The sequence below is a fragment of the Pseudomonas sp. GW821-FHT11G12 genome (assembly GCF_058808055.1).
Map to the genome: position 1 here is coordinate 265,961 of NZ_JBXARH010000003.1, position 12,152 is coordinate 278,112.

The 12,152-nt window shown below is 59.5% G+C and carries 8 protein-coding genes; 3 read left to right on the forward strand and 5 right to left on the reverse strand.

All coding sequences use genetic code 11. The annotated features are described in order from the left end of the window. Positions 1 to 197: 197 nt before the first annotated feature. The 3 genes from AC1RR7_RS12520 (at position 198) to msrA (ending at position 5,303) form a co-directional block, all read left to right on the forward strand. On the forward strand, positions 198 to 1,595 hold the full coding sequence (locus AC1RR7_RS12520) for an alkaline phosphatase D family protein (protein ID WP_493157559.1): 1,398 nt from the start codon (positions 198 to 200) through the stop codon (positions 1,593 to 1,595). Positions 1,596 to 1,833: 238 nt separating this feature from the next. Further along, the gene (locus tag AC1RR7_RS12525) at positions 1,834 to 4,530 is read left to right on the forward strand and encodes a putative bifunctional diguanylate cyclase/phosphodiesterase (protein ID WP_102620169.1); all 2,697 of its coding nucleotides are present in this window, start codon (positions 1,834 to 1,836) and stop codon (positions 4,528 to 4,530) included. 107 nt (positions 4,531 to 4,637) lie between these two features. Further along, positions 4,638 to 5,303 carry a peptide-methionine (S)-S-oxide reductase MsrA gene (msrA, locus tag AC1RR7_RS12530; RefSeq protein WP_102620170.1) on the forward strand — a complete coding sequence of 222 codons (666 nt, stop codon included), beginning with the start codon at positions 4,638 to 4,640 and terminating at the stop codon, positions 5,301 to 5,303. 169 nt (positions 5,304 to 5,472) lie between these two features. On the opposite strand, the gene AC1RR7_RS12535 is transcribed toward msrA, so the two are convergent. The 5 genes from AC1RR7_RS12535 to putP all read right to left on the reverse strand — a co-directional run bounded on the left by AC1RR7_RS12535 (position 5,473) and on the right by putP (position 11,894). After that, positions 5,473 to 6,312, reverse strand: coding sequence for a 23S rRNA (adenine(2030)-N(6))-methyltransferase RlmJ (locus tag AC1RR7_RS12535; RefSeq protein WP_007952304.1), 840 nt, complete (start codon positions 6,310 to 6,312; stop codon positions 5,473 to 5,475). Positions 6,313 to 6,816: 504 nt separating this feature from the next. Next, positions 6,817 to 7,134, reverse strand: coding sequence for a hypothetical protein (locus AC1RR7_RS12540; protein ID WP_493157562.1), 318 nt, complete (start codon positions 7,132 to 7,134; stop codon positions 6,817 to 6,819). A gap of 335 nt (positions 7,135 to 7,469) precedes the next feature. Beyond that, complete coding sequence (locus AC1RR7_RS12545; RefSeq protein WP_493157564.1) at positions 7,470 to 8,177, reverse strand: DUF4123 domain-containing protein; 708 nt, start codon at positions 8,175 to 8,177, stop codon at positions 7,470 to 7,472. Beyond that, on the reverse strand, positions 8,167 to 10,182 hold the full coding sequence (locus AC1RR7_RS12550; protein WP_493157566.1) for a type VI secretion system Vgr family protein: 2,016 nt from the start codon (positions 10,180 to 10,182) through the stop codon (positions 8,167 to 8,169). Before AC1RR7_RS12550 ends, AC1RR7_RS12545 begins: the two co-directional genes overlap by 11 nt. A 227-nt stretch (positions 10,183 to 10,409) precedes the next feature. Beyond that, complete coding sequence (gene putP, locus AC1RR7_RS12555) at positions 10,410 to 11,894, reverse strand: sodium/proline symporter PutP (RefSeq protein ID WP_493065834.1); 1,485 nt, start codon at positions 11,892 to 11,894, stop codon at positions 10,410 to 10,412. Positions 11,895 to 12,152 lie beyond the last annotated feature (258 nt).

Sequence of the window (12,152 nt, forward strand, 5' to 3'; positions counted from 1 at the left end):
TTGGCGGGGCTTTTTTTTGCCTTAAATAACTGCCGCCCGCACTTTTCCCACAATTTGCGCTGATATAAGCCACGACCCAAGTCCACTTCCTATCGATATTTTTCAGCAACAGACAACTAACCTTTGCGCATTAAAGTTACGCCTATAAAGCTGGATAACTTTATTCATTACCAATACTTATTCGAATGGATTCGAACATGCTGAAACCTACTGTCGGCCCGATCGTTGGCCACACAACAACTAATCAGGCGCGGATCTTCATTCGCGGCGGACCGCAACATGACACGGCCGTATTTGCCGGTATTCGCTATCGAATATTGGATTCGAAACAATGGCAACCGGGCCAGTTTGTCAAACTGGATTCAACCCGCGACATGACTGAAGTGCTGGTACTCGATCATTTGCAAGCCGACACCGACTACGAATACCAGACCGGCTGGTTCAGCCCGATGAGCCCCGTCCACACCATCCACAGCGTGGCGGAGTTGCCGCTGCAATGGCCACGGGAGACGTATCGCCTGCGCACCCGCAGCCATCGGCCTTTGCAGCCTCGCGCCTACATCCTCGGTTCCTGCCGCTATCTGCGCCTGACCGCCGGCATCCCGTCGCTCCCGCATCTGGGCGACCGGATCTTCGCGTCCATCAGCCAGTTGATCGAGGGGGCACAACCGGCGATCAGTGCAATCATGATGTGTGGCGATCAGATCTACGCGGACGATCTGAACCTGTTCGCACCGGATCGCGACTACGACGAGTTCATTGAAAAGTATCGTGTGGCGTTTTCCCTGCCCAATATCCGACGACTGATGTCCGGCACTTCGACTTACATGATCCTTGATGATCACGAAATAGAAGACAACTGGCCAATGAATGCCAGCAAGTCTGATAAAACCCTGTATCGCAATGCAATAGCGGCTTACGATATTTATCAAGCAAGTCATAGCCCGATCTGCGCGACAACAACTAACGGCACAATTGATCGCACGACACTGAAGCACTACTGGTATCAATTCAGCGACGGTGATATCGAATGGTTTGTGACGGACAGTCGAACTCGCCGCAACTTGTCGACCGAGAACCGCCGCATCCTCGATGAAGAACAGGAACAGGCCTTGTGCAAGTGGTTGGTCGAGAGCCCGGCGCGGATCAAGTTCGTGGTCACCAGCGTCATGTTCTACCCCGACCGCAAAATGAACGGCGATGATGCCTGGGCGGGCTTCCCCGAACAGCGACTGCGCCTGCTGGAAACCATCCGCTGGCATCGGCTCAAAAACGTCGTGTTCATTTCCGGCGATGTGCATGGTTCGCTGACCAGTCGCCTGACCCACAGCGAAGACCAGGACTTTGAAGTACACACCGTCGTGTCCTCGCCGCTGAGCAACAGCAAACTGCTGCCCTATGCCAGGGCATCGACGTTCATTCTCGATCAGCCGCTGGCTCGCACAGACGCGGGAGAATACCGGCACACGCTGACCAGCCAAGTCGTCAGCCAGGACAATTTTGCCCACATGGTGGTCGAGGTCGAACACATCCGGGTCAACTACCACGACCGGGATGGCAAACACTTGCAATCAATCGACATTCCACTGCGCTGAATGGAAAAATGCCGCCGCTCCGGATGCCAGAAGGCTCTGGAACGGCGCTCTCAGCGCGCCGCTGCATTACTTTCCAGCGCCCGCTGGAGAAATGTTCAGCGCAGCCGACATATTCTTATAGCACTTGGCCTTCATGTCTCTTGTCAGTCGGTGCCGCAATGATGCAACCTTGCCGCAGGCAACAGTAAAGAGGGCGAGAGCCCGGCGCGTTCAGCAAATTTCCAAGCGAGTTCCCTTCATGAAGAGCCAACCCGATGCCGCCAGCCGTATGGCGGCCGAGGTAGTGACGCAGTTGCCTGTGCCCTCGCGGCTCGGCATGCTGCGTTTCGAGCGCCTGAATGAAGCCAGCTGGGCGATGCTGTTTCTCGATCCCAACTGCGAACGCCAGTTCGGCCAGCCTGCCGTCGAACTCTGCGCTTTGGTCGGTTCACCCTACGCCAGCCTGATGGAGCCCGAAGCGCGCTATCAGTTGCACGATGCGATCCAGCAACAACTGCGCGACAGCCCGCATTATCTGGTGCGCTATACCCTGCACACCGCCGCCGGGGCGCTGAGTATTCTCGAACTCGGTGAAGCCTACAAACAGCACAACCGCCACTTGCTGCGCGGTTACCTGCTGGCGGTCGATGACGTGTTCGACGAAGCGCCAGCATTGCCGTCCGTCGACCTGGAAACCCAGAACTCGCGCCTGCAAATCGCCCTTGAGCTCAATCAGCGTGCCCAGCAGGAACAACTGCAGCATCTGGAGCGGGTGCGCGCCCAGCAGGACCTGATCCTGTTGCTGGCCCGCCAGCGCTACAGCAGCCAGAACTCCCTGCAAGAAGCCGCCGAGCTGATTACCCGCTGCGCCTGCGATATCTATGAAATCGACTGCGCCAGCCTGTGGAACCTCGAAGGCCAGAAGCTGGTACCGATTTCCGCCTACCACCGCGCCACCCAGGAATACATCCTGCCGGAGGTGATCGACGTCAGCGGCTTCCCCGATTACATGGACGCCCTGCACGGCAGCCGCGCCATCGATGCGCACAACGCGATGCGCGACCCGCGTACCCGGGAGATGGCCGAAGCCCTGCGTCCGCGTGACGTCAACGCGATGCTCGACGCCAGCATCCGCGTCGACGGCCAAGTGGTCGGCGTGCTGTGCCTGGAGCAGACCGGCGTGACACGCGCCTGGCAGTCCGACGAAATAGCCTTCGCCGGCGAGCTGGCCGATCAGTTCGCCCAAGTCATCAACAACCACAACCGCCGCACCGCCACCAGCGCCTTGCATCTGTTCCAGCGCGCGGTCGAGCAAAGCGCCAATGCCTTCTTGCTGGTCAATTGCGACGGCGTGGTCGAGTACGTCAACCCGAGCTTCACCGCGATCACCCAGTACACCACCGAGGAAGTCCACGGCCAGCGCCTGTCAGAGCTGCCGGCCCTGGAAAACCTCAGCGAGCTGTTGTTCGACGCACCCTCGGCGCTGGCCAAAAGCAACAGCTGGCAGGGCGAATTCAAGAGCCGCCGCAAGAACCTCGAACCCTACTGGGGCCAGTTGTCGATTTCCAAGGTCTACGGCGACAACCGTGAGCTGACGCACTACATCGGCATCTACGAAGACATCACCCAGACCAAACTGGCGCAGCAGCGCATCGAGCGTCTGGCCTACACCGACAACCTGACCAACCTCGGCAACCGCCCTGCATTTATCCGCAATCTGGATGAGCGCTTTGCCCGAGACAGCGATACCCCGATCAGCCTGCTGCTGGTGGACATCGACAACTTCAAGCGGATCAACGACAGCCTCGGCCACCAGACCGGCGACAAACTGTTGATCAGCCTGGCCCGGCGTCTGCGCAACAGCCTGAGCCCGAGCGGCAGTCTGGCGCGGTTCGCCAGTAACGAATTCGCGGTGTTGCTCGACAACACCGACCTTGAGGCCGGCCAACAGATCGCCAGCCAGTTGCTGCTGACCCTCGACAAACCGATGTTCGTCGACAACCAGTTGATCAGCGTCACCGGTTCCGTGGGCCTGGCCTGCGCGCCGCTGCACGGCCGCGACCCGCAGACCCTGATGCGCAACGCCGGCCTCGCCCTGCACAAGGCCAAGGCCAACGGCAAACATCAGGTGCAGGTATTCACCGAAGCGCTGAACGCCGAGGCCAGCTACAAACTGTTCGTCGAGAACAACCTGCGCCGCGCCCTGACCCAGAACGAACTGGACGTGTTCTACCAGCCGAAGCTGTGCCTGCGCAGCGGCCGGTTGCTGGGTATGGAAGCACTGCTGCGCTGGAATCACCCGGAACGCGGCATGATCCGCCCGGACCAGTTCATCAGCGTGGCCGAGGAAACCGGCCTGATCATTCCGATCGGCAAGTGGATCGCCCGCCAGGCCTGCCGCATGAGCAAGGCGCTGACCGCTGCGGGCATGGGCAACCTGCAAGTGGCGATCAACCTGTCGCCCAAGCAGTTTTCCGACCCAGATCTGGTGGCTTCCATCGCCAACATCCTCAAGGAAGAAGCCCTGCCGGCCAATCTGCTGGAGCTGGAGCTGACCGAAGGCCTGCTGCTGGAAGCCACCGAAGACACCCACTTGCAGCTCGACCAGCTCAAGCGCCTGGGCCTGACCCTGGCCATGGACGACTTCGGCACCGGTTACTCGTCGCTCAGCTACCTGAAAAAATTCCCGATCGACATCATCAAGATCGATCGCAGCTTCATCCACGAAATCCCGGACAACCAGGACGACATGGAAATCACCTCCGCCGTGATCGCCATGGCCCACAACCTGAAACTCAAGGTCGTGGCCGAAGGCATCGAGACCGCCGAGCAGCTGGCGTTCCTGCGCCGTCACCGCTGCGACGTCGGCCAGGGCTACCTGTTCGACCGGCCGATTCCGGGCGCCGAGCTGATCCAGGCGCTCAAGCGCTATCCGCGCGGCCCTCTCCCGCTGTAAACCACAACCGCAGTACCCGCACATTTTGACTAGTGATTAACTGGGCATCATTGGGCACACTGGTGGTCTGTGTAATTGACATCCCATCCTGACTGAGAGGAACGATCATGGTTCTGCGCTCGGAAATTCTGGTGAACAAAAACGTGCTACCGACTAAAGAACAAGCTCTGCCTGGCCGCGAAACGGCAATGACCCTGCCTGAAAACCATTTCGTCTTCAAAGACACGCCGTTGCTTGGCCCGTTTTTCCAGGACGTCGATTTCGCGATTTTCGGACTGGGATGTTTCTGGGGTGCGGAACGCCGCTTCTGGCAGCGTGAAGGCGTGGTCAGCACCGTGGTCGGTTACGCCGGCGGCTTCACGCCGAACCCGACCTACGAAGAAGTCTGCTCGGGCCTGACCGGTCATTCGGAAGTGGTGTTGGTCGTTTTCGACAAAGACAAAGTCAGCTACGAAGAGCTGCTGGCAATGTTCTGGGAATTGCACAACCCGACGCAGGGCATGCGTCAGGGCAATGACATCGGCACCCAGTACCGTTCGGTGATCTACGCGACCCATCCGGAGCAACTGGATGCGGCGTTGAAGAGCAAGGCCGTTTATCAGGCTGAACTGTCGAAGGCAGGTCTGGGTGAAATCAGCACCGAGATTGAACAGGCGCCGACCGTTTACTTCGCCGAGACTTATCACCAGCAGTATCTGGCGAAAAACCCGGAAGGCTACTGCGGGATTGGCGGTACCGGTGTGTGCATGCCACCGAGCCTGGCGGGTAACTGACCGCGTCGTCTGATCGCCTGATCACCCGATCGTTCCCACGCTCCGCGTGGGAATGCAGCCCGGGACGCTCCGCGTCCCAACAGCGGACGCAGAGCGTCCATTGAGGCATTCCCACGCAGAGCGTGGGAACGATCACCGCCTCGACGTGGGAACGATCATTGACGGTTGATCAGCTCTCGGCGATCAACCAATCCATCTGCCACCCACCCTGGGTCTGGCCCAGTTTCTTGGACAGCCACGGCAGCAGCTCACGCAATTCTTCCTCCAGCCCCCACGGCGGATTGGCGATCGCCAGGCCAGAGCCGTTCAGACTGTTCGGCGTATCCAGCGGATGCACCAGCAGCTCGACCCGCAGCAACTTCGGCGCACCGGTGCCGGCCAGATCCTGATAGAAACGACGCAGTGCGCGCTGGTCCTTCACCGGATACCAGATGGCCGCCACGGTTTGGCGCATCCGGCCAATGGCCTCTTTCATCGAGGCTGCACAGCGCTGCATTTCATCGAGCTGTTCGAACGGCGGATCAATCAGCATCACCGCGCGCTTCTCCTGCACCGGCAACATCGCGCGGGCGACATGCCAGCCCTCGCCCAGATGCACTTTCACCCGACGATCGCCGGCCATGTTGTCCTTGAGCAGGACGCCGTCTTCGGGGTGCTTCTCGTTGAGCATCACCCGATCCTGCGGCCGGGTCAGACGCCGCGCCAGCTCCGGCGACCCCGGGTAATAGCGCAACTGGCCGTCCGGGTTCATCTCGTGCAGCACTTTCATGTAATCGGCGGTCAGCGCCGGCAGATCCGGCTGGTCCCACAAGCGCGCGATGCCTTCCAGGTACTCGCCGGTACGGTTGGCCTGATCGCCCTGCAGGTCATACAGACCGATGCCGGCGTGGCTGTCGAGATAGGCAAACGGCTGCTCCTTGCGCGACATCAGGGCGATGAGGCGGGTCAAGGTCAGGTGTTTGAACACATCGGCGTGATTGCCGGCATGGAAGGCGTGACGATAATTCATGGCTGCTCCTGCGAGGGCCGTGAAGTTTACCTTTTACCGGGCGGCAAGTCAGGGGTTGGGGGCTGAGTGGGCGGTCTTGCTGTCGGGTACATCCTTGAGAAGCCCCTCACCCTAGCCCTCTCCCGGAGGGAGAGGGGACTGACCGAGGTGATCTTTCGGTTTGCATCGACCTGAAAAATCACCGCTACCTCAGGCTTGGCCAAGCCAAGTTCCCCACCGCAGTCGCAGGTCGGCGTACATCACTCAAACAACTCGGTCGGTCCCCTCTCCCCCTGCGAGAGTGCTATTACATCCGTGAGAGCCCCCTAACCCTAACCCTCTCCCAAAGGGAGAGGGGACTGACCGAGGTGATCTTTCGGCTTGCATCGACCTGCAAAATCACCGCGACCTCAGGCTTGGCCAAACCAAGTTCCCCACCGTAGTCGCAGGTCGGCGTACATCACCCAAACAACTCGGTCGGTCCCCTCTCCCTCTGGGAGAGGGCTAGGGTGAGGGGTTGGGGATCTAAGACCGGTCACGCAACTTGCGGCCAATCACATCCAGCACATCACAGCCATCGCGCAACGGAATCACGCAGAGCTGGGCGAAGTCGCTGAGGATGACCGAGTCGCACTCGACCGAGCCGCGCATGCACATGTTTTCCAGAACCTGGATTACCGCGCGGATGCGGTAGTTGGCGGCGTCCATCAGGATGTCGAGCGGGGCGTGGGTGTCGATGAACAGGGTGGGCATGTCGTTGCAGTTGCTGGTCAGCGCCATGAGGCGGTTGTTGGGGTGGGGGATGAAGGGTTCGTACGGTGGATCGGGTTTTAACGTCGACATATTGTTTGCACCTCGGCAGGTTAAGTGAGGCTGCCAACGACCTTCCTACAGGTTTGGGTGGCAGCTGTACGCGAGAGTAGGAAACTGAGGAACCCACCAAACTCAGCTACGCCGAAGCGTTCCCGCGCACAGCCGCCGCGAACGATGTTATGGACACACTTAAGTGCCGCAATCAAAGGACAGAGCTAATGCACGGTGAGTTTTCCAAGGGTTCCTACACCCTGTCACCACTCTCGCAGTGACAGCCAAAAGACTATCCCCGCACCACCGCCCCCACCAGTTCACGCAAACCGCCACAACTCGCGGGAAACGTCCGAAGCCATTGCCCGGAAATTTCACTCTGACTCGTCCCATAAGTAGTCCAGCAACGCCGAATCCGAAGATTCGTCCGACGCCGAAACCGCAAAAAACCTGACAACCTTGCAGCGCAGGACATCGGCGGGGAATGCCTCGAACAATGCCGGATGTTCCTCGCTCAACCACTGCAAGGCATTGTTGATCCGGGCATCACCACCGAATTGCGCCAGCAGTTTTTCCGGCACCGACCACCAAGGAAATTCCCGCCCCGAGGCCTGTCCCCTGCCCCCGATCTCGACGGCCTGACCGTTGACCAACCCTCGCGAGAAGACCGGTAGAAGTTGCCCGGCCTCCACCTCGGGCGACTCAAGGATCGGCAACAAATACCGCCCATCCCAAAACCGAAAGAACACCGCTTTCCCGTCCGGCATCAGTACCTGAGTCAAACTGCGAAAATGCTCGACCACCGCCTCAAGCCCCGCCGAGGACACTACCAGCCAGCCCCAGTCCCGAGACTCCGTGGTCGCCACCCAATCCAGAAACTCACTGCCTGCGTCGACGATTCCCACGTAGGGCATCACCGCATCCCACTCGGCATAGATCGTTCCCGCCCAGACCGGCTTCGGCATCTGCGCATTCGACGGCCAGGTTTTCAGCGGGTCCACCGCACTCGCACGACTGAAAATCGCAAACAACTGCTCCGTCGCTTTCAGCGGCTCATCCTTCAACCATCGATCAGGCTGCACAGACACCGTCCTTGCAGCGCTCGCATTCTTCGCAGAACGGCGCGTCTCCCTTAAGGCTCATGATTTGCGCGGCCGTCAGAATCGCAGCCGGTGCCGCCACCAGTTTTTCCGGCAACCCCGGCACTGTTGGTGCTGCGCTCATCGCCGCCATCGGCGCACCACCCACCATAATCGGCACACTGCTGAAGATCCCGCCGGGACCGATGTTGATCCACTGCCCGCCCGCCTGAATCGTTGCGCTCGCGCCGCCGTCAATCACCACTTGCTGGCCGGCGCTGACGTGAAATTGCGCATTGGCGCTGAACGTCTGGTTGTTCACGCGGATATTACGGTCGCCGGTCACCGTGAGGTGATCATCCTGCTTTACCTCGGTCTGACGCTGACCGTGGGTGATGTGCTGCTCATCGGCCTTCAGCTCATGCTTGGCGAGGCCCGTGACAACGACGCTGCGCTGGTTGTCGACCTGAACTTGCTGATCATTCAACACATGCTGCGTCCAGTTTCGCTGGGCGCGCAGGTAGATTTCCTCGGCGCCTTTGCGATCCTCGATGCGCAATTCGTTGTAACCGCCGCCACCGGGACTGCTCTGGCTGCGGAAAATACTGCGGGTCTTGTCGGCCGGCAGGTCCAGCGGCACCGGCGTCGCCGCGTTCGGCAGGCAACCCATGACCAGCGGCTTGTCGGCATCGGAATCGATGAAACCCACCAGCACTTCCATGCCGACCCGTGGAATCAGCACGCTGCCATAACGGTCGTGGGCCCAACCGCTGGCGACCCGCAGCCAGCAACTGGAATGTTCGTTGAGATCGCCGTCGCGATCCCAGGCCAGTTGCACCTTGACCCGGCCGTACTCGTCGCAATGGATTTCACTGTCTTTGGGGCCGGTGACCACGGCCGGTTGATAGCCGAGCATCCGTGGTTTGTCTGGCCCAAGAGCTGGACGGAAAAACACATCCCACGGCGTTGCAAGAAAGGCATTACGGTAACCTTGAGCATCCTCCCCATCACTGGTCACCAATTCCTCCAGCACTTGCGGCTGTCGGCCATAGTGCTCGATGGCTGTCAGCAACCAGAGGTCATTCCAATCCTGGCGTGGGTGTTCGGCCAGTTGCAGGAAGTGTCCGCAGGCCAGTGCGGATGCATCGCTGCGCCCCTCGACCTGCCGATAATCGGCGACATGTCGCTCAAGTGCGCGCTGAACCAGTTGCCTGCCGCTCTCGCGATCACTGAACTGGCCGGGAAAGTGATAGTCCTCCAGCACCGGGCGCTGTTCACTGTCGATGCCGCTTTGCATGTGCAGCAGCGGTTTCTCGAAGTTGTAGTCGCGCCGAGTGACAACACTGGTCCGCGTTTCCAGGCGAACGTTGAAGCGCTGGATCGCCGACGCCGTCCCGATCATGCCGCTGCCGGGCAGATACAAGACGGGCTCGGCCAGTCGTGGAAACACGGTCTGGTCATCGCCGAATACCAGAAAATGTCCGCTGGAACTGTGTTGAAAGTGGAAATGAATGCCCACCTCAGCACAAAGGCGCTGGATAAACGCCAAATCACTCTCGGCGTACTGCACGCAATATTCGCGCGCGGGGTAGTCACTCCCCAGTCGGAACTCGAAGGCGTCGCGCAGGATTGCATGATCCTTGAGGATCTGCGCGACAATCTGCGGAACCGTCTGATGCTGGAAAATCCGTTGATTGATCCGATGACCGAGATACATCAGACGCGGAACAAGGCTCAAGTGGTAGCGGGTCAGACGTTTTCCGGAATCCCACTGACCAATCTGATAAATCTGCCCGTGAACACCGTTACCTTGGGCATCAAAACTCAGAAACGCCTGACAATGCAGCAGGCTTTCCAGATCCAGATCCGGCCGCTCACTGACCAACTCCACCTCGAATCGATAGGGTTGGCTGATGGCTTCCTTGCCCGTGAACTCAAGGACTTTGAGGTCAAACTGGGCGCCTTCGACGGTCAACGTGAAACGTGGTTGATTGGCAGGCGCGAACATCCGATGTCTCTCTGCAGAATGAGGGCGGGCGATTCTGCATGAGGGGCAAGGGGTGCAGGATGGGTGACCGGAAAATCAGATTTTCCCTACTTTAAACTTCGATCTCCCCTTCAATAACCGGCGTATTCGCCTACAGACTTTTCCTTCAGAAAAATCACAGGCAATAAAAAACGGCCCGCTTCCTACAGGAAACGGGCCGTTTTCTTGTGAGCATCAGCTCTTTCCCATCACTTGTTCAGATGGAAATCCTTCTCGGCCGCTTCAAAGCGCTGAACCATGCCGGTGCTCGGCTGGCCCAGCAGGCTGACGAAGTAGATCGCCAGGCTGGCGAAGATGAAGCCCGGGATGATTTCGTACAGGCCCAGCACCTCGAAATGCTTCCACACGATCACGGTGATCGCGCCGACCAGGATGCCGGCCAATGCGCCGTTGCGGGTCATCTTTTTCCAGATCACCGAGATCAGTACGACTGGACCGAACGCTGCGCCGAAACCGGCCCAGGCGTAGGACACCAGGCCCAGCACGCGGTTTTCCGGGTTGGCGGCCATCGCGATAGCGATCAGTGCAACCAGCAACACCATGGCGCGGCCGACCCATACCAGCTCGACTTGCGAGGCGGATTTACGCAGGAAGGTTTTGTAGAAGTCTTCGGTCAAGGCGCTGGAGCACACCAGCAACTGGCAGCTCAGGGTGCTCATCACCGCCGCCAGAATGGCCGACAGCAGGACACCGGCAATCCACGGGTTGAAGAGGATTTTCGCCAGTTCGATGAACACACGCTCGTGGTTCTCGCTCACGGGCATTGCCACGTCCGGGTTGGCCGAGAAGTAAGCGATACCGAAGAAGCCCACAGCCACGGTGCCGCCCAGGCACAGGATCATCCAGGTCATGGAGATGCGGCGGGCGTTGGCGATGGATTTCACCGAGTCAGCGGCCATGAAGCGCGCCAGGATGTGCGGCTGACCGAAGTAACCCAGGCCCCAGCCCATCAGCGAGATGATGCCGATGAAAGTGGTGCCTTTGAGCATGTCGAAGTTGCCAGGATCGTTGGCTTCGATGGCCAGGAACGTGGTGTCGACGCCACCGGTGGCCAGCAGCACGATGATCGGCGTCAGGATCAGCGCGAAGATCATCAGGGTGGCTTGCACGGTGTCGGTCCAGCTGACCGCGAGGAAACCGCCGACGAAGGTGTAGGCAATCGTCGCCGCAGCACCGGCCCACAGCGCGGTCTCGTAGGACATGCCGAAGGTGCTTTCGAACAGACGGGCGCCGGCAACAATGCCGGAAGCGCAGTAGATGGTGAAGAACACCAGAATCACCACCGCCGAAATGATCCGCAGCAGGCCGCTTTTGTCTTCGAAACGGCTGGCGAAGTAGTCCGGCAGGGTCAGCGCATCACCGTTGTGTTCGGTTTGAACACGCAGACGACCGGCAACGAACAGCCAGTTCAGGTAGGCACCGACGATCAGGCCGATGGCGATCCAGCTTTCGGACAGGCCGGACATGTAGATGGCGCCCGGCAGGCCCATCAGCAACCAGCCGCTCATGTCGGAAGCGCCGGCGGACAATGCGGTCACCACGCTGCCCAGGCTGCGGCCGCCCAGAATGTAGTCGGAAAGGTTGTTGGTGGAGCGATAGGCCATGAAGCCGATCAGCACCATTGCTGCGATGTAGATCACGAACGTGATCAGGGTTGGATTGCTTGCGCTCATTACGTACGTGCCCTGGCTTTGTTTTTATGTAGCGGCGGCGGTTGCACCGTTTGCAGACTGACGTCTGACAGACGATTCGCACGGCCGCGCATTTATGACCAATGTTTCCCCAGGAAAGCCATTGGCCGGTACACCGGGTTCCCCGGTTGCACCTTGGGCGCGAATCCTATGCAACAAAGCAAAACAGGTGCAACCTGTTTCTTGAGAATTAGTTGCACCTACGTCGTTTTTTCGACTGCAAACCGCCTATTTTGCACA